Origin of the sequence: Mesorhizobium sp. M0898, from assembly GCF_040319695.1 — a bacterium.
Taxonomy (GTDB): domain Bacteria; phylum Pseudomonadota; class Alphaproteobacteria; order Rhizobiales; family Rhizobiaceae; genus Mesorhizobium.
The window spans coordinates 38,673-60,981 of record NZ_JAMYOE010000015.1; the positions used below are offsets into that span (position 1 = coordinate 38,673).

Below are 22,309 nucleotides of genomic sequence, written 5' to 3' on the forward strand. Positions count from 1 at the left end.
TCTGGCTTCCTTAGCAGCATGCGCGCAAAAGCAGACGTTAAGAATGGTAATACATCGGTACCGCAACATTCATTGCGTAATTGGGGGGTGAAGTGCGAAACGGGTCTGCAATGTGACGATCTTGCCGCTAGCTTTCCGATCACCGGGTTTGGCGAATGTTTCACCACTCACGCGCCACACCGTAATCTCTGGCTCGTAGGTCCGGGCAATAAGCAAACAACATAGGCAGAAAATCTTCGGGCCAAAGGGAACGAGAACCGGCCGGGAGGATTGGAGTAGGCCGAACACAAGGTTTTCAAGTATGGCGTGGACTCGCGCCGGCGCGTCCACCTGGTAGTTCATCACGCGCTCGTCCCTGAGCATTTCCTTGAGATTACGATTTGCCTGATTTACGGCGTCGTCATACCGCCGATCCTCTCCCCTCGGAACGAAAACCCAGACGTTGGTAGGCTCGAGGTACTCGATGGTGCCAAGTGCGAGGTCATGTTCGTAACCCAAGCCAACCAGGGCCGTGATCGGGCGCTCAGGAGTTGCGGTCCAACCTGCATAATCGGACGTGACAGGCTCCGTCACCGCAACCGGTGCGTGCTCGGCGTTCTCCTTGACGAATTCTGCGGGGAGGTAGACAAATGTCACAGTTACACTGAGCGCGCGTTCGACCTTGCTCAGCTCAAATACTATATCAGCAAGCATGGGGCGTGACATAGATGAGATATCGACGAGAATAGAGAAGTCCCGTTCCGCGTCGGCAGGGTGGTTTTCTATAGCCGTGGCTAACAGTTGTGGGAGCGTACCGGAGTCCTTCGGCAAAATCTCGAAGTGTGTGCTGTTAAGAAAGTCACGGTTGCTCAAATATGCGGCGTAATCCTCCTCGGGAAATGCCAGCGCGATCTTCCGTTTCGCATTTATCAGGTCGTGTCGAGCGAGGTGGCTGGACCTAGTCTCATAGCCGAGTGTTCCGATAAACAAATCGAACCGGTCACCCAACGATCCGTCGCCGATAATTTCTATGCCGAGCATTACAGCTCTCCTCCGAACAGCGGAACGGAGCTCTCGCGATCGTCGGCAAGCAGACGTTGAAGTGAGCCCTCGCGCCCAAGCAGCAAGGGTAGGTCGTAGTTCGTTGCGAGCATGTAGGAGAGACGGAAGCGCTTTCCGCGAATGGAGCTAGCAATGGCCTCTGCGGCGGAATCGGGCACCAGGATGATCGCACCGGCGTTCAACGCCCGGCCCAGCGCGAGAAGAAGACCATCGGAGATATTTGCGTCGACCGTGAACGACAGCACCGGATCAGGTGAGAAGTAGTCGATAATGATGTGACGGCGAAAGCGCGTGCCGAGAGCATCCAGCAACGTTAGCAACCCACGGGATGCCATCTGCTTGTGGCGGAACGGGCTCGTACCGTCGGGTACATAGGGGATGGTGCGTAGGAGCGCGCGAAACCGGTTAGCAGCAGTCGATATCGCAGTTGCCTGGACGGCACGCGGCACGCGTTGTCGGTCATCCTTGAACCGCCTGATCATTGGGCCCATGAGGCCAATCAACCAGCGAGGATTGCCCTCGACGACCGCGAGCAGTGCATCGACGCCGTAATAGATGTTGGCGTTCTTGCGGCTGCGGCCGAGCCGTTGCCCACCGCCGATCGCCTGCGGCTCTGAGCGATAGGCTTCGCGCACCATAACGATTGAAGTGACCTTGCGAATTATGCTTGCTCGTTCAGCCGAGGGCAGCTCGTGCATCCGGTCGAGATCGACCCGGTTCTCGCTGATATATGTAGCAAAGCTCGGATCCTTGATGGCCAGTCGTTTGTATCGTTTGTGCAGATCGGTTCCTGGGCGGTAGTCCGATGACTGCGCGCCTGAAGCTTCTTCGCGCATCGCGATCGAGGCGGTACCAAAGATGTCTTCCGGAGCGACACCGGTACAGCCAGCGTCCGCAATCATAGCTTCGACGAGGGCGCGTGAGAACTGGAACCCTTGCTCCTTGCGTGCATACCAAAGTTCGATGGGCTGATAATCTTGCGCCGGCATCGCTGAGATCGCAGTGTTAAGCAGCCCGGCATCCTGATGGTAGGGGCTGAGCGACAGCTTAAAAAGCAGGTTCGAGTTCGTGCTGCGCAAGGCCTTGAGCAGCGCCTGACGGATTGCCTGGGGTGCGATTTCGAGCTCGTCGAATAGCAAAGCCCATTTGCGATATGGCTGGTCGGCATAGGTATTGAACTGTTCAATTCCGAAGGACACCGCCGACAGGGCGTCAAGATAGAGAAACCGTGTCTCGGCCGCATTGGGGTCAAGCTCGCGCGCGCTGGCCAAAGCCAGCTGGTTGGCAATCTGGGCGATTCTCGACAGTCGGCCCTGGAGAGCGGTCTGCAACGCGAATAATGTTGGCAGTTCGGGTGTGATCTCCCATTCCCTGGCGAGCGACCGAACTAGCGCAGCGATAGTCTCGCGATTCAGATTAACATAAAGGCGGGCAAGCGAAGGGATCTCGGCAATCGCGGAACTCATCGCTTCTTTCATCGCGCGTACCAGCGCTGATAACATATGAGTCGTGAAGGCCGAGAAGCCGAGCAACGTGCGTAGATTATCGGACAGCCTTGCTTCACCGAGGGCCGTCAGTTGCGCACCCCAGCTGATGTCCGCCGCAACAAACACCCCGGTGAAGTCAATCTTCATTCTAAAGCGGTCGGCGTCCTGATGCTTCCAGGACGCGAGCGCCGGCAGCTGCAGCATCTTTAGCAGCGTGGTTTTTCCACTGCCGCGCGGTCCGACCACGATACTATGATTTCTGAGTATCAGTTCGTCGAATTGGCGGGGCGGGATGAAGCGTTGCGCAACCTGGGTAGGATCAAGGTTGCGAGCATTGAAGGATTCAAAGACGCTCGGCGCTGACATGAGTGTATTCATGATCGCCCCACCTCGGAGATCATGCCATCCTTGAGTTGAGCTACAATCCCATGTGATGAGCGTAATCGCCGCACAACGGCTTCAAGTTCCTCCGGGCGCAGGAAGCGCAATCTGGGCATAACGATAAGCAACTCCTCGCCGGTGATAACGTCTGTTTTATCTTCCAGATGTTTCGCAATCGTCGTCGCGATCGTACGGGCGGATTCCCGCCAGCCAAAACCGACTTGATGCGGCAGGCCTGAGCCGACGCCCGCGGGTTGCCAGCCGGACATATTGATCCAGTCCCATGCGGTTACTGTTCCGGCCAAATCCAGCTCCAACGCATCGAGATCATCTATTGGGATCTCAATGATGTAGAACTGATTTCGCGCGCGGCTGGCAATCTTTTGGTACAGAAATGCGCTCAGCGATCCGGCCGAGAAAATAATCGGCGATGATGCTCCGCCAGAGGCATAAGCGAGGCGAGGATAATGCTTGTGGCCATGGATCAATAGCCATGACCCATACTCACCTGAATCGAGTAGATCAATCAGTCGATCGCCTCCAACCATCTCGCTATAATCCTCTTCATTGACCGGATTATGCGTAACGGGGTGATGATGACAGACCAGGATGTTGATCCGCTTCTCGCCGATGGTGAGCGCCATGCGAAGCGCAGAAATCGTCTTCGAGCTAATCCGGCCGTGACGAAATTCGGGCTTGGCATCCGATCCATAGCCATGGAACGCGGATGAGTTGAGCAGTAAGATTCGCACATCCTCAAGCTCGACGATTACGAAATTGCGTGACCAGAAGCGGTCGCAGAGGGCTTCGTCAACGCCCGGAAACATTGGATCCAGCGATTGAAGATTGCCCTTAGGGTCATGATCGTCGTGCTGGTTGCGAGAATCGGTGTCATGATTTCCTGCCGTGGCTAGGAGATGCTTGGCTCCTAGCTGATACTTCAGCTCATTGAGTTTGTTCCAGGCAAATATCAGCGCGGCTGGATCAGCTTTGTCCGACAAGTCTCCCGGACAGATCAGCAGGTCTGCGCTCAGCTTGTCACGTTGGATGATATCGGCAAGGCCGCGTAGCGGATGGCGCTCGGGCGCATCCTGAGCATCGGCTGTGCCGATCGTCGACGGGCTTTTGGAATCTTCGGACGAGCCGTTGAACACGTGGAGATCGCTCACTACGGCAATCTTAAGGGTACGTGTTGTCACGCAGCGATATCCTCCACCTCGGCGATTGGGGCTGGCCCAGTTCGTCGCGAGGCAAGTGCTCCGTCGCCATCTTTGCCGTGCCAGCGCGCGAGAGGGTCCTGATAGGCGACAAAAATATTCTCATCGACTGCTTGCTTCTGCGCACCTTTTGATCCGCCCATCGTTGAATGGAGATGCGGGATGACAAGTGGCTGGTCGACGTGCGCAAACTTTTCCAATAGCAATTCGAGCACGCGCTCGGTCGAGTCCTTCAGCAGGCCATTAGTCGGGTAGCTGAGTATAAAGACAGATGGGAGCTTGGCGGCAGCGGAAACTAGCTCCTTGAAGGAGCCGTCAACGCCGGCCTTGAGCGAGAAGCCGGAGGTGAACCGGTCGGGTCGATACTGACCTTTGCTTGAAACCTTCGGGTAGTCGTATAGGACGGCATTCTCGAGCACATGGTAGTACCGAGAATATTGATCGCTGGTATAAGGCGGGTCCGCGTATATAACCGCGGGCTGCCGCACATTCCTCGATAATTTCTTGAGCAGCGTGGTGGCGTCCGACTTGAAAACGCGGTTGCTACGCCGCCAAGCAACGTAGCCAAGCGGACCGCTTTCGCGAAGCGCGGTCGACCATATCGACCAGCAGTTCAGTCTCCGCTTGCGGACCACGCGTCGAATGTTGGCATAACTCGGATACAAGTATTGGGCAAAATGGCCTGTGGAATTGCTGACCGTTGAAATCGTCTGACACAACGCCAACACCATCCAGCGATGCTCCTCGGCGGTCACCTTGCCTGCGTCTATCAGATGGTCGGCAGCGTAGCGGATCGAATCGAGGTCGATTGCCTGGCGTATCCCGAGATAGGTCGCCCCGTGCAAGCCGGTAAAGAGGCAATGGACCTTCTGGCGGCGCAGCGTGCTGATTTTCTCGTCAATTTGCGACATGGTCGCAATGAGCTCGCGTGCGCCTTCCGCGTCGTTGGTTGAGAGTGCTCGCTCCTCATTAGCAAGCGCCTCGCCGAATGTTGCTTCAAGCCCGGTACGATTGACAGCAAACGGCATTTCTGCGCGTTCAATGATGCTATGCGCCGTTCTGAACGGTCGGGCGGCCCGAAACTTCTGACCGGTAAGAAGCGTCGAGAAGCTCTGCACGTCATTGGACCAGATCGAGCGCTGGGTGCCAACTTGTGAGCCAACGGCGGCGATGCCCGAAAACAGGTCGAGGAATGGGCCGTTGGCCATGTCCGCAACGAGATCGGCGATTTGGGGCGCCAAGAGCTTTTTCGAGCCCATGTAGGTGAAGTCTGCCACGATCGCGTTACTCGGCCTTGCCCCTGGCCTTAGGTCGACGCCGCCCTATGGCATACACCCCAAGCCTATTCCCCGCGGGCAGACTTTAGGGATTTTACCCCTGACATGCTAGAGGAGTCATCGTCATGGCCGTGTACAAATGTCCGCTTTCAGGCCGACGGATGAACCGCTGAAACGGCGTGCAATGGGCGCGTCTCGGTCCTTTCTCTGCGGCCATACATACGTCACGTGTGATCGCGGAAATTCAAGATCGATGCTCGAACGTATTGCGGAATATTGAGGTAGGCAGACCACGCCGCTTTTCCCAAATGCCCGCGAAGCTTGACCTCACTGCTCAATGGATTCTCGGCTGGGTTGCTGCAATCTGGAACAATGTGGATGGCATGGATGATTTTGTTGCAGGCCTGGTCGAACGTAAGAGGGATCTCTTGATCGCTATTGAGGATGTCCGGGTGAAGTGTCCCACACTTTAGGATAATCGGCTGGTGCTGATGCTCTGCAGGGTCAGCGCGCAAGCGACTCATATGTTCTAGGTGAATGCGATTGGCGACCGCAGTGCCTACAAGTAGGTGGGTAATCTCGTCAGCGAAGTGAGCGTCCCGCATCAGCCGAAGCGGGTCATCTGGCTTCGGTGCGAGTTCGAAAAGTTGCTCGTCGCCACTGAACACCAGAAACAGGCGGTAGACGTCTCGAATGGCAATCGACGAATTCAGCTCGAAATTATTGCGTCCGTAGGTGGCCAAATAGCGTCTCCTTGTCTTTATGGCTTGCCATAATAGCTTTGGCTGCCACTCCCAGACTAAACTGGGTGTCCGCTTTTAGCCCGTTCAAGATGATCGGTGAATGTCTCGAATTGGGCGCAGAGCCGGCATTGGTTCGGGGCAGTCAGCTCGTCTATTGTGCCCTATGTTTCGGCTTGCCGCCGACAAATTGCTTCAATGCATTTGCCCGCCTGGAAAGGTGCCCCTCGGACTCACTGGTCGCTGTGAATTATTCGGACCCTGAAATTGGCTGCCGCCGCGATTTCTCTGACTTGTCGACGACAGGGAGCCCTTCCTTTCTGGCCTTGGCAAACGCTCGATCGCTCTCCAGGAACTCCGCCAGCATGAACGGGATCAGTTCCGCTACCGATTCGGACTCGCCATAGGTCTGACGATAAAGCGCCGCATAGTCCTGCAGTGCTTGGTTCAGGTCTGCACTTACGCTTATGGTGATCTTCGAAGGTGTCCGATCCGGAAGTTTGCCGAGTTTCAGATTGGTCATGATGACTCCAGTCAATTCGGGTACGGCCGCAGCACAAGATCCTTGTGCACGATGACGCGCAGTGGCCAACCGGGCCGGACAGTGATGGTGGGTTGGAGATTGAGGTTCTTCTCGGTGATGCGCTGGCCAGCTTGACTGACGTTCTGCTGAGCGGATTCGCGGATTGCTTTGACCAGGTCGCTTTCCTCTTCCCCGAGGCTCAGCTCCGTGCCGACCCCTAGCAACGTGGCCAGCGCAACGCCTTTCATCAGCTGCCAGGTGTGGAAATCCACCTTGTCCTCAAGCCCGGCATAGCCGGCGGTGTCCGTCGCCGGCAGATTGTCGATTTCGATCGAAGAGCCGTCGGGCAGCAGTATCCGTTGCCAGACCAGCAGCGCGCGCCTTTGTCCAAAGGCAACAACGCTGTCATAGGTGCCAATCAGGCGAGAGCCTTGCGGAATGAGCAAGGTGCTGCCGGTGACTGTGTCGTGCACATTCTCGGTGACCTGTGCGACGACGAGGCCGGGCAAGTCGGAATTGATGCCAGTGATCAGGCTCGCTGCGATGACGCTGCCGGCCATCAGCTGATAGGGCGAAGCCGGCGTCTGCAGTGCATGCAGATTGTAGATTCCACTTGTGTTCCGCTGGCTGACAAAATCGAGCTTGCGCTGTTGATTGTTTTGGTCGCCCTCGGCCGGTGCAACGGAAGCTGAATCGCGTGCGGCATCGGATTGTGGAGCCGTTGCCTCAAAGGGTGGACGCCCGCCCTGCCCGTTGCCGGCGGCATCTGCTTGCCGGGGTCGATTTTCGATCCGGAAGAAGACTTGCGATTCGCGCGCCTCGATCGCCTGCTGTGCAAGGCGCTGCTCCTCCGCCGAAACCTCCTGGCCCGGCGCGATGCCCAGCTGGCGTTGGTGCTCAAGGATGGGGCGGCCGAGGTCGCCGGGCAGCGGTGGTCCAAGCACCGGAGGCTTGGGCCTGATCCCGGAATAGTCCTTAGGCAGCCTTTCAATTGCCTCCGCGGTTGGCTTCCGCTCAGTGTTGTAAAGCTCTTCAGCCTGCTCTTTGATGCGCAGCGCCGGTCCCTGCAGCGCCATCATGGTGACGCCTAGAACGGTCCCGGAACCAACAGCAGCAATGGCGACAATAATGCCGCGCTTGAAGCGCACAGCGCGGCGAGGCGAGGCCCGCAGTTGCAGCTGTTCTGGATCGAGTTTCGGTGGAGCATCGGAGCGGGAAGTATCCGTCATGGGCCGTCCCTCACCTGCTGGAACGCGAAAAGAGCAATATCCGCCGCGGCGCTTGCCTGCCGTCGGTCCTCGTGATGCGCACCACCTGCTGCTGCTTGGCGCCGAGGCGCAGTTCGGCCGCGGCGAAGAGGCGATCGACGATGTAATAGTTGCCCCGTATGCGGTAGTTGACGAGCTGGTTGTCCCCGTCAGCACCGACGATGAAGAGTGGCGGGGCCTCGCCCTGATCGATGCGGCGCGGGAACTCGATGTAGACCTTGCTGCCATCATCGAACGCGCGCGTCGGCCTCCAGGGCGGCATGTCGCCGGTAATCGAATAGCGGAAGCGAATATTTTCGAGAGCCACATTCGACGCCACTGGCATAGCGGCGTCGGCCTGCGCATTGCGCCGGCGTAGCGCGATGATCTGGTCCTCGCTGTAAGTCCAGGAGATGGCCGCCATGGCGGTCTTATCCGTGCTTTGAAGCTGCAGGTGATAGCTTCGCCGGTCCGTGGTGATCACCAGATTGGTGGCAAGTCCTGGCGCGAAGGGCTTCACCAGCACATGGGTGCGCTGGTCATCGCCGGAGCCACTGACGGTGTCGCCAATTACCCAGCGCACTGTATCGCCGGCCGACACGGATTGGAGTTTCTCGCCTGACTGCAGAGCGATATCGCTGACGCGCTCCGGTGCGGCATAGAGCTGGTAGAGCGCGCCTTCTGTAAAAGGGTAAACCTGCACCGCATTCACATAGCCATATTTGGTGGGTTGCTGCGTCGCCGCCTTGTTGGCATCGGCGACACGTTCTTCAGGCGAGCGCTTGTCTTCAGCAGCCTTGCCCGGCTCGGGCTGCAACTGGCCGGGCAGCGGCAGCGGTTTCGGCACTTCCACGACCTTGACGGGCTTCTCCGGCGCCTTCTCAATCGCGGCCGGCTTGAAGTCAGCATGGTCATAGGAAATCTGCGGTGGCGGCACCGGCTTCGAGGCACAGGCCGAAAGTACCGCGGTCGACGCCGACAGGATCAGGACGGTGCGGAGCGATGGGGCTCTATTTGTCATTGGCGGGCTCCTTCGGAGTAACGGTTGTCGGCGCGGCGCTGTCCAGCTCGCGCGACCAGTCGATGGCATTGATGAAGACGCCGAGCGGGTTTTTGCGCAGCTGATCGGTATTGTTCGGCGGCCGGATCACAATGGTGAGGATCCCGGTCCAACGCGTTGTGCTGGCGAGGCTGCCGCGCTCAAAGACCTGCTCGGTCCATTTGACTTGAAAGGAGTTGTCGGACGCTCGAACCACGCTCGTCACCTGCACCGAGACGCTGCGCGTGCCGATCTTGCCGAACGGGTCATTGGCCTTAGCGTACTCATTGAGAAAGAGGGCTGCACGGTCGGTGGCGAAGTCGTAGGCCGAGAGCCAATTCTGCCGCACCAGCACCGCATCGGTGGAGACGGAGCGGACATTCTGGATGAAATGGCCGAGATGCCAGGCAATCTGGGCATCGTCGGGCTCGTAGGTTTGGATTGCCGGCGCGACAGCCCGTGTTTCACCGAAGCGGTCGACCTCGACAACATAAGGCACGACGCGGCCCTGCATCGACTGCCACAAGAGTCCACCAGAGAGCCCGATGGCCAGAGCGAGGCAGCCAAAGGCCATCAGGCGCCAGTTCCTTGCCTGCACGCGCGCAGTGCCGATGCGCTCGTCCCAAAGTTGGGCGGCCTTCTGGTATGGTGTGACGGGGTGGGGCGTCTTCCCGTAACGCTGAACAGGTCGCTTGAAGAGCATCTAGTCTTCCTTATCGTTGAGAGAGGGGTTGGCCCCGCTTCCACCCCGATCGCCATCGCGGACGGCCTGCGTGGCGGCGTGGCGATGGGCGCGCGCGGTCTGTTGGGAACGCAAGCGCCTCGCCCACGCCGGCGCGGCATTGGCACCTGACGCGGCAGGGTTTCCGGTCGTTGATGCGGTCGGCGTGCCGGCCGTCGCGGTCCAGGCTGCATCGCGGCCGGCATCGGCGCTGCGCCGGAATGGTTCTGTTGCAGATCGCATTCCCCGCATCGCGGCGCCGCCAGCTGCGCCGGCAACGCCCTGCAGTCCAGCAGCTACGCCGGCGAGGCCGGACTCGGGCGATGTTGCACGCCCCATCTGCCAAGCTGTGGAAGCAGCCGATCCCATGGCCGTGCCGGCTCGAACGGCGGCGAGACCGCCGCCGGTTGCCATGCGCGCGCCGGCAAGCGCCGCACCTCCGGCAACGAGCGTTGATCCGGCAGCCGCCGCGGTGGTTCCGAGTGCGGCTCCCGCGCCAAGCTGCGGCGCGCCCGAGACAAGACCCGAGGCAATTCCCGGCCCGAAAATGCCGAACCCAAGCAGCGCCAACGCGCCCAGTACCTGTGACATGGCCGCGGCCAAGTCCGGCTCCTTGCCTTGCAGCGCGGAAGCGAACTCGCCGAAGAGCGTGGAGCCGATGCCGACGATGACAGCAAGCACCATCACCTTAATGCCCGACGAGATCACATTCCCGAGCACGCGCTCGGCCAGAAACGCCGAGCGGTTCCAGAGCGCGAAAGGCACCAGAACAAAACCGGCCAATGTGGTGAGTTTGAACTCCAGGATAGTGATGAAGAGCTGAATTGAAAGAATGAAGAAGGCGATGAGGACCAGAAACCAGGCGAGAAGCAGCACGAAGATGGTCAGCGCGTTGCCAAAGATCTCGGGGAAGCCGACTAGCTGGCTCGCTTGATTGAGCAGCGGCCAGGCGCCCTCGAAGCCGGCCGCGGCAATGCGGCCTGGCCGCAGGAGACTGTCGGCGGACAGATTGCCGGCCGATGCGTTGATGCCGAGCCCGGCAAAGGAATGGTAGATGATGTCGGCGAGGTTCTTAAAATTGTTCAGGATGAAGGCGAAGGCGCCGACATAGAGCACTTTTCGGACAAGCCGGCCAAGAACATTGGGCTCGCCGCCGAACGCCCAGACCAGGCCTGCCAGCGTGATGTCGATGCCGATCAGGATGGTGGTGAGAAAGGCGACGTCGCCCGAAAGCAGACCGAACCCGCTATCAATATAGCGGGTAAAAGTCTCCATGAAGCGATCAATGACGCCGAGGTCATTCATGTCGCCGCCTTCCTCGTTGTCTTGAAGAACTGCTGATCAGTTGCCGGGATAGGCCGTACCGGTGCCCAGGAAACGCTTCGTCGTCTCGCGGGCGGCTTCCTCAGACTGCGCCTTGCGGGCAGCATCTTCGGCTTCAGCCCGGAACTGGGTCGCGAGCAGCGTCTGGATCTGCATCTGCTGCTTGGTCGAAAGCGCGATCAGCTGATTGGTGGCCTGGCTTGCCTCAAGGGCACCTGCCGCGCCCTGACTGCGGTTGACGAGATCGGTAAGCAGGTCGCCGTCGGCCCGCACGTTCTCCACGATCTGCGACTGCGCGCTCATGGTTTGGCGGAACGCCTGCATGGCGTTTTGCCAGCGCTCGCGCGCGGCGCTCGCCACATCGTTGACCTCGATTGTGGCGTCGTAGCTTTCCGGATATTGCACACGCCACTGGTTCTGAAGCTTGTCGAGATCGAAGCTCAGGCCGCTGGCCTGGGTCATCAGGCCGTCGATCCGTTGGAGCGAACCTGTGAGCTGGCCCACCGAAGAAAAATCCAGGCGCTGAAGGTGCCGCGCCATGTTCTGCAGCATCGTCGCCTGGTTCTGAAGCGACTGGATCTGGTTGTTTATCTGCTCCAGGGAACGTGCCGCTGTCAGCACGTTCTGCGCATAATTCGACGGATCGAACACGATCAGGGCGTGGGCCGGCTGAACGTAGTCGGCCATTGGTTTTGCGATCAGGGAAACGGTGATCAGGCTGGTGAGAAGGCGGCGCCGCATCATGACGATTGCTCCTTGTCTGGTTGAGGGAATTGCTGGAGAAGCTCGGCAGCCCAATCGAGGCCGCGCGCACTCAGGAACCGGGAGGCAAAGCTGTCCTGCCCGTGCTCTGACAGGACGCTGTCGATCAAAGCTTGCGTGGCCGGATCAGAGGCGCCGCAGAGCGCAAGAGCGATCGGGCCGAGCCCGAGCTCGAAGAGGCGGTTGCCGCGGCGTGACTGCAGATAATACTGGCGCTTCGGTGTGGCACGGGCGACCAATTCGATTTGCCGCTCGTTCAGGCCGAAGCACTCATAGGCTGCCCGCACCTGCGGTTCCACGGCACGGTCATTGGGAAGAAAAATGCGCTGTGGGCAGCTCTCGATGATTGCCGGCGCGATCGACGAGGCAGCGATGTCTGCAAGTGACTGCGTGGCGAAAATCACGGAGACGTTCTTCTTTCGCAGCACCTTCAGCCATTCGCGGATGCGGGCGGCAAAGAGAGGGTTGTCGAGATAGACCCACGCCTCGTCGAGCATCAGCAGCGTCGGCCGTCCGTCGAACCGCTCCTCGAGACGATGGAACAGATAGGTGAGCACCGGGAGCACAGCGCCTTGGCTGTGCATCAGCTCTTCGGTCTCGAAACACTGCACATCCGACAAAGCCAGCCGATCTTCATCGGCATCGAGCAGCCGGCCGAAGGGACCGTCGAGCGTGTAGGGCATCAACGCGGCCTTGAGCCCATTGGACTGAAGCAGAACCGACAGGCCCGTCAGCGTGCGTTCCTGCACCGGCGCAGTCGCAAGGCTGATGAGTGCCGACCAGATCGCCTCCTTTACCTCCGGCGTAACGCTGACATTCTCATGGGCAACGAGGCCGGCTATCCATTCCGCCGCCCAGCTGCGAGTAGTCTGGTCGCCGATATTGCTCAGTGGCTGGAAGGCAAGCGCACCATCCGCGCCCAGCGCGTGGTGTTCTCCGCCCATGGCCAGTGTTGCCGCACGAGCCGAATTGCCCTTGTCGAAGACATAGACCTGCGCCCCGGCATAGCGTCGAAACTGCAGAGCGACTAGCGCGAGCAGAACCGACTTGCCGGCACCGGTCGGACCAACGATCAGCATGTGACCGACATCGTCGACATGGGTGGAAAGCCGAAACGGGGTGGACCCGCTGGTCTCGGCAACAAGAAGCGACGGTGCTTCGATCCGGGTGACTTTCGCGAGATGCTCGTTTGTCGCCGGACCGGCCCAAACCGACGATAGCGGCATGAGATGGGCAAGGTTCAATGTATGAATGAGCGGCTGGCGAACGTTGGCATAGACATGGCCGGGCAATGAGCCGAGCCACGCCTCGACCGCATTGATGCTTTCACGGATCGTGGTGAAGCCGAGCCCATTGACTATGCGCTCAACCGCTCGGAGCTTTTCCGCGGCGGCCTGCCGGTCCTGGTCCCATACCGTCACCGTTGTGGTGAGATAGCCGAAGCCGACGTGATCGCCGCCCAATGCCTGAAGGGCGGCATCCGCATCGAGCGCCTTGTTGTCGGCGTCACTATCGACGAGAGGGACGGGTTCGTTGGTCACGACCTCGCGCAGGATGGCTGCGACCGATTTGCGCTTGGCAAACCACTGACGGCGCAACCGGGTCAGTGTCTTTGTGGCTTCCGTCTTGTCGAGCGGGATGAAGCGCGTCATCCAGCGGTAGGCGAAATCCTGATGGTTGAGCGCGTCGAGGATCCCTGGCCGGGTGACGTTCGGGAAACCAAGGATGGTGAGGGTGCACAGATGCTGCTCACCCAGCATCGACTCCAGGCCGCCGGTAAGCGGCGCGTCAACCAGAACACCGTCGAGATACATTGGCGTTTCCGGCATGGCGACCGGATGTTGGTAGGTCGAGATTGTGCCGTGCAGATAGGTTAGCGTCTCGGCATCATCGAGGGCGCGCACTTCCGGCATGAAGCCGGACAGCAAATCCAGGACGCGGTCGGTCTCGTCGCGAAACCACGCCAGCTCCTGGCGCCAGTCTCTAGCCCCTCCCGAGTGATGCGAGTCGACCAGTGCGCTTTCCGCCCGCGCCTGGCCATCTGGCGCCGGCATGAAGACCAAGGTCAGATGATAGCGACTCTCGAAGTGCGCGACCTTGCCCTCGAAGGCCGCGCGCCGTTCCTCATCGACCAGCCATGAGGCAGCATCGGGAAAAGCCGAGCTCGGATAGCCCAGCGCTTCAACGCGCTCGGCCTCGAAAAACAACCCCCATCCGGAGCCCAACCTTCGTAGCGCATTGTTGGCTCGTGCGCAGATGCCGACCAATTCGGCTTCGGTCGCGCTTTCAAGGTCGGGGCCACGGAACCGGAAGGTTCGCTGGAAGCTACCGTCTTTATTGAGCACGATGCCGGGCGCGACCAAAGCGGCCCAGGGCAGATGATCGGCCAGCCGATCGGCTTTGCCGCGATACTCCGAAAGGTTCAGCATGCAAGCCACCCCTTCAGGCGAAGATGACGGACAAGCACGCTGGCGAAGTCCGGATCGCGGCGAGCGGCAAAGACCGCGAGCGTGTGGCCGGCGATCCAGAGCGCCAGTCCGGCGATCCACTGCTGCAGGCCAAGGCCTATTGCCGCGGCCACCGTGCCGTTGAGGATCGCCACCGCTCGCGGCGCGCCGCCCAGCAGGATCGGCTCAGTCAATGCCCTGTGAACGGGGACTTCGAAACCCTCGATATGCTGCTCTCCGGTGGCCATCAGACGAGTGCCCCGCCGCCGAAGGAGAAGAAGGAGAGAAAGAAGCTCGATGCCGCGAAGGCGATCGACAGGCCGAAGACAATCTGGATCAGCCGGCGAAAACCGCCTGCCGTGTCGCCGAAAGCAAGGGTCAGGCCGGTGGTGATGATGATGATCACCGCGACGATCTTGGCGACCGGTCCCTGGACCGACTCAAGGATCTGCTGCAGCGGCTGTTCCCAAGGCATGCCGGAGCCCGCTGCGTGGGCCGGGACGGTGAGAAGAAACGCGAGCCCGGTGGACGAAAGGAAGCGAAGCTTCTTGAGCATGAGGTGACCTTTCAAAACTGCTGGAGTTGCGGAAGCGTGAGCGGGGTGACGGCGTAATCACCGCTGCTGTCGAGACCGGTGACCTCAGCGATCGCGTCAATGCGGCGCGAGGATCCGCGCCCAGCGATGAAGACGATCAGATCTACCGCATCAGCGATGAGGCGGCGGGGAACGGTGACGACGGCTTCCTGGGCGAGCTGCTCGATACGGTAGAGAGCGGAGCGCGCCGAATTGGCGTGAACCGTCGCGATGCCGCCGGGATGCCCGGTGTTCCATGCCTTCAGCATGTCCAGGGCTTCCGCGCCCCTGACTTCGCCCACGATGATGCGGTCGGGTCTGAGCCGCAGGGTCGAGCGCACGAGATCGGCGAGCGTGATCGACCCCCGCCTCGTCCTCAAGGCAACGCAATCCTTCGCCGCGCATTGCAGTTCGCGCGTGTCCTCGATCAGGATCACCCGCTCGTCGCAATCGGCGGCTTGTGCCAGCAGCGCATTGGCAAGTGTTGTCTTGCCCGACGACGTGCCGCCGGCGACCAGGATGTTGCGCCGCTCGCGGACCGCCTTCTTCAGCGCATCGGCCTGCAGCGGCAGCATGACCCCGTCGGCGACATAGTCGGCCAACGTGTAGAGTTTCGCCGCAGGCTTTCGGATGGCGAAGCATGGCCCCAGCACGACAGGCGGCAGCAGACCCTCGAAGCGCTCGCCCGATGGCAATTCGGCGCTGACAATCGGATTGTCCGCATGCGCCTCGGCGCGCACGTGGGAGGCGACCAGGCGGATGATGCGTTCGGCCTCAGAAGGATGCATGTGCACGCCGGTGTCGACCCGGCCTTCACCCAACCGGTCGAGCCGCAGCGCACCGTCGGGATTGACCATCACCTCAATGACGGTCGCATCGGCAAGGGCTTCGGTGATCGCCGGACCCATGGCGGTGCGCAGCATGGCGCGGCGGCGATGGTCGGCTTCCGGATGAGAACTCATCCTTCCCCTCCCCTGCGATCGTCGGTGCCAAGTGACCGTTTCCCGGAAGCGATTTGGCGGCCGACTTGTTCGACGAACTTCTCGAAGCGCTCCTGGGCAATCGCTTGCGTCGCCTTGTCCGGCACCGGCGTGTGAGCATGAAGCGTGATCGAAAAGCGGATGAAGCGCGCCAGGCTCTCCAGGATCATCTCGACATCGCGCCTGACATGTCCGAGGTCACGGGAAAGACGGTCGAGCCTCTTGCCGTAGCGGTGGTCGAGTTCATTCTCCCCACGCCGCTCGATAAAGGCCTCGACCGCGTGCGCCACAATGGCCGATTTGGTGGTCGATGGATTGCGGCTGAGGTTCTCCAGCTTCTCGCTCAACTCGGGTCCAAGCAAAAACTGGTGACGAATGCGGTGGGGCTTCATGCTGCTTGTTCCCTCTGACCGGCGCTGATGCACCGGCGACGGGAACGAGCATCGTCGAGATCCTCGAAATCGCTTACGGCCGTTATCTACGCTGAGATGCGCCCGCGTATGGCGCGCCGTTCAGAAGCCGGGCACGATGTCCTTGTCGTCGCCCATTCCCTCATTGAGGCCGTACGCACGTGCTGCGGTGGAAATCCGATCCATGACGCGCTTGTCGGCGAGCGTCTCGCAGTCATCGTCTGCGGGCGTGAACAGATCGCCATGATCAGGCTCCTGGGCGACGAGGGTCCGTTCTTCGGGCAGGCCCGGATGGCGCTGCTGCTGGACACCTCCGTCTTCGATTGCCGCGCCGGCACTGTCGTCGTCGCCAGCAAGACGCCGATCCACGCCGCGCACCTGTCCGCTCCAATCGTCCGGGCGCGACGTGGGCCGATCCGCGTAGGCACCGTCGCGCAGCACCGGCGAAGGCAGCACTCGCTCCGTGAAATTCGGATCCTGGTAATAACGCAACTTCTTGGCGCGAATCGGCGGCAATCCCGAAACCAGGATTAGTTCGTCAGCCTGCGGCAACTGCATCACCTCACCCGGCGTCAGCAGGGGGCGAGCGGTCTCTTGGCGGCTTACCATGACGTGGGACAACCAGGGCGCCAACCGATGGCCGGCATAGTTACGCATCGATCTGAGTTCCGTCGCGGTACCGAGCGCGTCCGAGATGCGTTTGGCCGTGCGCTCGTCATTTGAGGAAAAGGCAATCCGCACATGGCAATTGTCGAGAATGGCGTTGTTCTCGCCATAGGCCTTGGAGATTTGGTTCAACGATTGCGCTATCAGATAAGCGCGGATGCCGTAGCCTGCCATGAAGGCGAGCGCAGTCTCGAAGAAGTCGAGCCGACCGAGCGCCGGAAATTCATCCAGCATCATCAGGAGCTGATGCTTGCGGCTCTTCTTTGGATCGCCCTCCAGGCGCTCGGTCAGCCGCCGGCCGATTTGATTGAGCACCAATCGCACCAGGGGCTTAGTGCGGGAGATATCCGACGGCGGCACGACCAGATACAGCGACATCGGTCGCTCGGCATCCACAAGGTCGGCAATGCGCCAGTCGCAGGCCGATGTTGCCGCGGCCACCGTTGGATCACGATAGAGCCCGAGAAACGACATGGCGGTCGAGAGAACGCCTGAGCGCTCGTTCTCTGACTTGTTCAGCACCTCACGAGCCGCCGAGGCCACGACCGGATGGACCTGGGGCTTGTCCACCGTGCCGAGGTGGTTGGTGGTCATCATCCGCTGCAGTGTCGCAGCGAATGAGCGTTGCGGGTCCGACAGGAAGGTGGCGACACGGGCGAGTGTCTTTTCCTCTTCGGCGTAGAGCACGTGCAAGATGGCGCCAACTAGAAGTGAATGACTGGTCTTCTCCCAATGGCTCCGCCGCTCCAGCGCGCCTTCCGGATCGACGAGAATGTCGGCGATGTTCTGAACGTCGCGGACCTCATCTGGACCTTTGCGCACTTCCAGCAGCGGGTTGTACCGCGCCGATCTCGGATCGGTCGGATTGAACAAGAGACAGTGCGAGAACTTCGACCTCCAGCCAGAGGTCAGCTGCCAGTTCTCGCCTTTGATGTCGTGAATGACGGCCGAGCCGGTCCAGGAAAGAAGGGTTGGAACAACGAGTCCGACGCCCTTGCCCGAACGTGTCGGCGCAAAGGCCATGACGTGTTCCGGTCCGTCATGGCGCAGATAGCGATAATTCAGTCCGCCAAGGAAAACGCCGGCCGGCTGAAACAGCCCCGCCTTCTCGATTTCCAGCTTCATGGCCCATCGTGAGGACCCATAGGTGGTGACCAACCCCCGCTGCCGTGCGCGCCAGAGGGACCCAGCTATCGCGGCGGCACAGCCCAGGAACCCACTGGCTCCGGCAAGTATGCCAGCCTTGTCAAAGACCTCAGGCGCATAGGCGTCAAATTGGAACCACCATTCGAACAGCTTCCACGGCTGGTAGATCGGCCAGCCGACTGTCACAAACCATGGTGCGCCGAGTGACGGCTGATAGGAGAGCATGTGGGCGCACCATTGGGTTGCAGTCCACACGCCAAGAATGACAATTGCGAATACGACAGCGATCTGCCCAATCAGCAACTTCGTGGGTGTCAATGGCTTGCTCCGCTCTTCTGGCCAGACGGACCAAACATCGCGCCGAGCGATGAGAATTCGAACGGCCGCTACGTGCGACTAGGTGCGATGACAAGGTTGATAGGCATTATTCAGCTGCGAACAGCGAAAATCCGCCGCAGCAACCGATCGGCGGTGCCAGGTACGCGGTTAGGTCGCAGAAGATGTTGGGGCTTCAGGCGCGGGCACATTGAAGATGTGCTGACAGACAAACCTTTGGAGCCGACGCGTTTGTGCGAGTAGCGAGCTGAAGGGCTCGGCGAGAAATCGTCGTTCTCAATCGGGCGACGGGGGATACATCGGCGAAGACAGGGAGGATGGGCCAGACCGAGCCGACGGAAAGGTCGTAGCCAAGGCGGCCTTGGAGCGCATAGCGCCTGGCCGGGAGGCCGCCGCCAGTCAGATTTACGCGGCGCGTCGTTGAGCGAGGTGAAGACCCGAACGGGCTCGACGAGGGTCCACGGCGGTCACAATGTGGTGGTGGTGATCGCAGTAGACGCGATCCGGCGAAGTTGGCCCAGCACAAAAACGATAACCGCCGGGTACAGAAGCGTCTTCGCTCACCGGGAAGCGGCACTGATAGAGGCCTAGCTGAATGAGGGGGACATCTCTCGAAGTTGGTCTGATATTTTCAGGCATGATGGTTTCCTAGTTCGTAGCAGTTACCAGCTGACGGCCGCAGTGCGACCCGTCGGGACGACCTTCTCTCGTTTTGGAGGGCTATGGGTCACCATATGGTGTTGGTAGCACCATCAATGAAGCCCTACGCCCTGCTTCTGAAGCCAATAGTTTGCGACTTAAGGCCACACGCGCGAACGCATTAGCAATCTACCATCGTGTCCCCGAGGCACTCGCCCGCCGCGGTTTGCCGGCGGCGGGGTGGCACTGGCTTGTGGGGCCCTAGGCCCACTCGCGGCGCTCGCACTGGATCTCGGTGCGGGTTTCCCTTGTCTCATCGCCCTGTCAGCGCCTTGCAAATGAGCGAAACCAAGCTGTCGCGCGCTCGCTCGTGGAGTGCGCCTTTCGGCCGCCATGCAAGGAAATCATCAACGCTCATCCAATCAGCCGGGTTTGTGTCGGCGTCTGGCTGGCTGAATTCCACATACAGATGCAGTTCGTCCGGCACGAAGACGACCCTCCACAATCCTTCGATGTCATTGGCAAGGTTGTAGGCGAGGACGGTCATGGCGGGGCACTCCTTTCGCCGTGGAGCGTGCCTATCTCACGGGAAAATTCCATCGCCAGAAGTTGGTATTGACGCTCCCGCTTTCTCACAAATCCAACGTCCGCATGATGCCGAAAGGTGCAGCTAGCTTTTTTGTATCCTGGTTGGAACACGGGACCGCCGCGCAAGTTCGGTGCACGCAGCCATTCCTCCCCTCCAGGTATTGCTGCAGATCGGTATCCCGATCGGCCCGCGCTCCCCGCAAGGCGCGGGCCCTGGGGCTGTGGTGCTCATGCCATCTACTTCGATCCGCAAGATGGAATATGATCGGGATAGAAGAACCCTCTCGGTGTGGTTCGTCGCCAGCCGTAAACGGTACGAGTTTGAGGGGGTACCGCCGGAAACCTTTGCCGCGTTCCGGGCCGCGTTCGCCAAGGGCCGCTATTTCAACGACCACATCCGCAACAATTTCCGCTACCGTCTGGTTGCGAGCGATAGCGACCCGGGATGACCTGACCTGCCGGCGGCTCAGTCGTCCTATCGCTCCAACCGGCGGTTGGTGGACGCGTTGCCGCTGTGGCGCTTAGGGTTGGTTACGGTCCGCGCTCACTTGGCAAGCCCACCCCCCGCATCCCCCCGCCTGGTGCAAAGCGTTTGATCGGTCCCGCCGTTCTGGCAGTGCGGCGGGACTTTTTTGCGGTCCAGGTGGAGCATCGGCGCGCGGGGAAGGCGCGGTGCACGCAGCACCCTTTTCTCATCCAACGTACGTCGGTGGCGCGCTGAAGGGTCTCAATGACGGTCTGCCGCCGGAGCTCAATTAGCTGGACTATTGCTCGACCGGAAGCGGCTGGTGCTGCGGCTCAGCGTGATGAAAGACCTGTCCAAGATCGCGCGCGTCGAACGTTTGGCCGCAGACTGGGCAGTAGACCAAGTGCTTCGACTCGTCCTCTACCGGCCCGTCATGCGGCCTGCCCTCATAGCCGGTCGCGATGTTGTCGGTTCTAATCCGGGGCATCGACAAGTGCCTTTCGTCGTTTTGGCGGCCGATATTTCTCCATTAGCCGGACCTTGTCACGGTCGACCGTGACCAGCGGCCCGAGGTCGATCGTCACGGTGTCCTCGTCGATGCGCGTGACCTCGCCTTTCAGGTCGATTTGCTGGCCTCGGTTCACCTTGGTGTGGTCGATGATGGAATGTGGGAAGTCGTAACCTGGGATAGAGACGCTTACGCGGTCCTCTGTTATTGTTATCCGCCTTCGAACCCTGGCCGTAATCGCCACCTGGTCACCAATGCCTATTCCCCGAGCCATGCCATGGATTCTGGTGCGGGCAGTGTCCTCTTCAAGAGGCTTCTAATATACGCCCGCAATCGTAAGGCTGACCTACGACCAGAGTTACAAAAGTTGAACTTCATCGGGGAACACTCCTTCTGTCTGCCTGTTCAATTTGCCAGGCGCATCCCGCGCATTCAGACAGGAGAAAGATGATGAAACGCATCCTTTTGGCTTCGGCCGTGCTGGCGGTGTCGGCCGGGCTTTCCTTTGCCCAGACGACTAGCGGAACTTCGAGCGGAACCTCGACCACCACAACCATGCCCAGTACGACGGATCAGGGCACCGGCACGACGAGCAGCGGCACCAACATGTCCGGCGATCAGGGCACCGACACGACGACCACCAGCGGCACCACAAATCCGAACTCGGCCAGAGACTGCGCGCCGGGCCAGCAGACTGGCAGCGCTCAGCAGGCGGCGCCTGGTCAGCAGGACACGACAGCCAATACCGCCGCGCCGGGCCAGGTGAAAAAGACCGACGAAGGTTGCTGATTGGCACATCGGCTCGGGTTGGAATCACCAGCGTGTGGCTGGCTGATCTCCCCCGACCACCGCCTGAACTCAACTCGGCTGGCGAGCAAGTTCCCGCCAGCTCAACGTTCTGATGCTGAAAATACTGGACCAGATCTATGCGTTCTCACCGTGGCGCCAGCGAAGCGACGACACCGGGGCGGGACAGGCGAGGCCGCTACAGCTCCAGGCTTGTCTTCCCGGTGCGCACGGCGTCGACGACTTCGCTCATCGAGTCGAGGACGAGCTGGCCGACGATCCCCATGCGGATCAGCAACTCAGGGTCGATCGAGGGACGGCCGATCGGGCAGGCCGCACCCTAATACCCAGGCGGAAAGGCCACGCCCACGCCTGGACACGGCCAGTGTATAGCGGCGGACTGCTTGCCAATGAGCTCTAGTGATGTCGAGCGCCCGCTGCGCCGATATGAGCGTGGAGGCCACGAACAGGCGTTTCAAAGGTCTGGCCTGATCGCGCCGGTTGATGATGCGGATAAAGGCCTGGTGGCCAGGCATCAGCGGCTCGGCCGCCGCCACGATCTCGGCCTGCCGCCACTTGTAGAAGGGCGCCAGATACTGGCGGATGGCCTTGAGCGTAGCGTCATGCTGGAGCGCCAACGGATCGGGATCGATGCCGCCAAAAGGCGACAAGACCAAGTACCCAGGACCGAAGCCAACAGCGATGGGGAAGCGCGACAAGATCGTGAAGTTGGATGCCGAGGGCATGACCAGAACAGCGATAGCCAAAGGAACTGGGGTCAGTGAGCGGAGCGTTTATCGGGAGCTTCAGGGGACCGGTGAGCGCCGATAGGTGACCACTAGGACTACGAGGCGAATTAGGCCCCACCAGACTATGAAACGCTCCTCTCCCAAGCTGACCCGCGCTCTTCCGTATCTTGACCCTCAGCTTCAGACGCCTGTCGAGGAAGTGTTCGACGCTGGCCATCACCCGTGCGCCCGCACGCTCGCTGCGAACATAGAGGGC

Annotated in this window: 24 protein-coding genes; 3 read left to right on the forward strand and 21 right to left on the reverse strand. The window is 60.4% G+C overall.

Annotated elements, in window-relative coordinates:
• Positions 1 to 69: 69 nt before the first annotated feature.
• The 18 genes from NKH90_RS17420 to NKH90_RS17510 all read right to left on the reverse strand — a co-directional run bounded on the left by NKH90_RS17420 (position 70) and on the right by NKH90_RS17510 (position 19,503).
• Entirely contained in the window at positions 70 to 1,020 is a 951-nt protein-coding gene (locus tag NKH90_RS17420; RefSeq protein WP_352492287.1) for a hypothetical protein, read from the reverse strand.
• Positions 1,020 to 2,906 (reverse strand): ORC-CDC6 family AAA ATPase, encoded by a 1,887-nt coding sequence (locus NKH90_RS17425; RefSeq protein WP_352820172.1) that lies wholly within the window; start codon positions 2,904 to 2,906, stop codon positions 1,020 to 1,022. Before NKH90_RS17425 ends, NKH90_RS17420 begins: the two co-directional genes overlap by 1 nt.
• Complete coding sequence (locus tag NKH90_RS17430; protein WP_352820174.1) at positions 2,903 to 4,108, reverse strand: metallophosphoesterase family protein; 1,206 nt, start codon at positions 4,106 to 4,108, stop codon at positions 2,903 to 2,905. The genes NKH90_RS17425 and NKH90_RS17430 overlap by 4 nt, the downstream gene beginning before the upstream one ends.
• Positions 4,105 to 5,403: a DNA adenine methylase gene (locus NKH90_RS17435; protein ID WP_352492290.1), complete on the reverse strand. Its 1,299-nt coding sequence runs from the start codon at positions 5,401 to 5,403 to the stop codon at positions 4,105 to 4,107. The genes NKH90_RS17430 and NKH90_RS17435 overlap by 4 nt, the downstream gene beginning before the upstream one ends.
• A 224-nt stretch (positions 5,404 to 5,627) precedes the next feature.
• Positions 5,628 to 6,146, reverse strand: coding sequence for a hypothetical protein (locus NKH90_RS17440; RefSeq protein WP_352820176.1), 519 nt, complete (start codon positions 6,144 to 6,146; stop codon positions 5,628 to 5,630).
• 247 nt (positions 6,147 to 6,393) lie between these two features.
• A complete protein-coding gene (locus NKH90_RS17445) occupies positions 6,394 to 6,666 on the reverse strand; it encodes a DUF2274 domain-containing protein (RefSeq protein ID WP_352449738.1) in 273 nt (90 codons plus the stop codon).
• 11 nt (positions 6,667 to 6,677) lie between these two features.
• Positions 6,678 to 7,895 carry a TraB/TrbI/VirB10 family type IV secretion system protein gene (locus NKH90_RS17450; protein WP_352820209.1) on the reverse strand — a complete coding sequence of 406 codons (1,218 nt, stop codon included), beginning with the start codon at positions 7,893 to 7,895 and terminating at the stop codon, positions 6,678 to 6,680.
• Positions 7,896 to 7,905: 10 nt separating this feature from the next.
• A complete protein-coding gene (gene trbG, locus NKH90_RS17455; protein ID WP_352492292.1) occupies positions 7,906 to 8,934 on the reverse strand; it encodes a P-type conjugative transfer protein TrbG in 1,029 nt (342 codons plus the stop codon).
• Positions 8,924 to 9,655: a conjugal transfer protein TrbF gene (gene trbF, locus NKH90_RS17460; protein WP_352820179.1), complete on the reverse strand. Its 732-nt coding sequence runs from the start codon at positions 9,653 to 9,655 to the stop codon at positions 8,924 to 8,926. The genes trbG and trbF overlap by 11 nt, the downstream gene beginning before the upstream one ends.
• Positions 9,656 to 10,978 (reverse strand): P-type conjugative transfer protein TrbL, encoded by a 1,323-nt coding sequence (trbL, locus tag NKH90_RS17465; RefSeq protein ID WP_352820181.1) that lies wholly within the window; start codon positions 10,976 to 10,978, stop codon positions 9,656 to 9,658.
• A gap of 36 nt (positions 10,979 to 11,014) precedes the next feature.
• Positions 11,015 to 11,740, reverse strand: coding sequence for a P-type conjugative transfer protein TrbJ (gene trbJ, locus NKH90_RS17470; protein ID WP_352473678.1), 726 nt, complete (start codon positions 11,738 to 11,740; stop codon positions 11,015 to 11,017).
• Positions 11,737 to 14,187 (reverse strand): conjugal transfer protein TrbE, encoded by a 2,451-nt coding sequence (gene trbE / locus NKH90_RS17475; RefSeq protein WP_352820183.1) that lies wholly within the window; start codon positions 14,185 to 14,187, stop codon positions 11,737 to 11,739. The genes trbJ and trbE overlap by 4 nt, the downstream gene beginning before the upstream one ends.
• Positions 14,181 to 14,453, reverse strand: coding sequence for a VirB3 family type IV secretion system protein (locus NKH90_RS17480; protein WP_023680309.1), 273 nt, complete (start codon positions 14,451 to 14,453; stop codon positions 14,181 to 14,183). The genes trbE and NKH90_RS17480 overlap by 7 nt, the downstream gene beginning before the upstream one ends.
• Complete coding sequence (locus NKH90_RS17485) at positions 14,453 to 14,761, reverse strand: TrbC/VirB2 family type IV secretion system protein (RefSeq protein ID WP_352509267.1); 309 nt, start codon at positions 14,759 to 14,761, stop codon at positions 14,453 to 14,455. The genes NKH90_RS17480 and NKH90_RS17485 overlap by 1 nt, the downstream gene beginning before the upstream one ends.
• An 11-nt stretch (positions 14,762 to 14,772) precedes the next feature.
• Positions 14,773 to 15,741 (reverse strand): P-type conjugative transfer ATPase TrbB, encoded by a 969-nt coding sequence (gene trbB / locus NKH90_RS17490; RefSeq protein WP_352509269.1) that lies wholly within the window; start codon positions 15,739 to 15,741, stop codon positions 14,773 to 14,775.
• Positions 15,738 to 16,151, reverse strand: a complete 414-nt coding sequence (locus NKH90_RS17495; protein ID WP_352509270.1) for a CopG family transcriptional regulator — start codon at positions 16,149 to 16,151, stop codon at positions 15,738 to 15,740. The genes trbB and NKH90_RS17495 overlap by 4 nt, the downstream gene beginning before the upstream one ends.
• 120 nt (positions 16,152 to 16,271) lie before the next feature.
• Positions 16,272 to 18,299 carry a conjugal transfer protein TraG gene (locus NKH90_RS17500; RefSeq protein WP_352509271.1) on the reverse strand — a complete coding sequence of 676 codons (2,028 nt, stop codon included), beginning with the start codon at positions 18,297 to 18,299 and terminating at the stop codon, positions 16,272 to 16,274.
• A gap of 970 nt (positions 18,300 to 19,269) precedes the next feature.
• On the reverse strand, positions 19,270 to 19,503 hold the full coding sequence (locus NKH90_RS17510) for a hypothetical protein (protein WP_352508341.1): 234 nt from the start codon (positions 19,501 to 19,503) through the stop codon (positions 19,270 to 19,272).
• Positions 19,504 to 19,675: 172 nt separating this feature from the next.
• Here NKH90_RS17510 and NKH90_RS17515 point away from each other — a divergent pair, with 172 nt between their 5' ends.
• Positions 19,676 to 19,993, forward strand: a complete 318-nt coding sequence (locus tag NKH90_RS17515) for a KTSC domain-containing protein (protein WP_352508340.1) — start codon at positions 19,676 to 19,678, stop codon at positions 19,991 to 19,993.
• A gap of 315 nt (positions 19,994 to 20,308) precedes the next feature.
• On the opposite strand, the gene NKH90_RS17520 is transcribed toward NKH90_RS17515, so the two are convergent.
• Together NKH90_RS17520 and NKH90_RS17525 are read right to left on the reverse strand one after the other, a co-directional pair.
• Entirely contained in the window at positions 20,309 to 20,497 is a 189-nt protein-coding gene (locus NKH90_RS17520; RefSeq protein WP_352508339.1) for a hypothetical protein, read from the reverse strand.
• Entirely contained in the window at positions 20,484 to 20,792 is a 309-nt protein-coding gene (locus NKH90_RS17525; RefSeq protein WP_352682161.1) for a hypothetical protein, read from the reverse strand. The genes NKH90_RS17520 and NKH90_RS17525 overlap by 14 nt, the downstream gene beginning before the upstream one ends.
• Positions 20,793 to 20,968: 176 nt before the next feature.
• Between NKH90_RS17525 and NKH90_RS17530 the strand changes: the two genes are divergently transcribed.
• A complete protein-coding gene (locus NKH90_RS17530) occupies positions 20,969 to 21,307 on the forward strand; it encodes a hypothetical protein (RefSeq protein WP_352457937.1) in 339 nt (112 codons plus the stop codon).
• A gap of 296 nt (positions 21,308 to 21,603) precedes the next feature.
• On the opposite strand, the gene NKH90_RS17535 is transcribed toward NKH90_RS17530, so the two are convergent.
• Positions 21,604 to 21,975, reverse strand: coding sequence for a hypothetical protein (locus NKH90_RS17535; RefSeq protein ID WP_352508346.1), 372 nt, complete (start codon positions 21,973 to 21,975; stop codon positions 21,604 to 21,606).
• Between the two features lie 31 nt (positions 21,976 to 22,006).
• Between NKH90_RS17535 and NKH90_RS17540 the strand changes: the two genes are divergently transcribed.
• Positions 22,007 to 22,135, forward strand: a complete 129-nt coding sequence (locus NKH90_RS17540) for a helix-turn-helix domain-containing protein (RefSeq protein WP_352516145.1) — start codon at positions 22,007 to 22,009, stop codon at positions 22,133 to 22,135.
• Positions 22,136 to 22,309 lie beyond the last annotated feature (174 nt).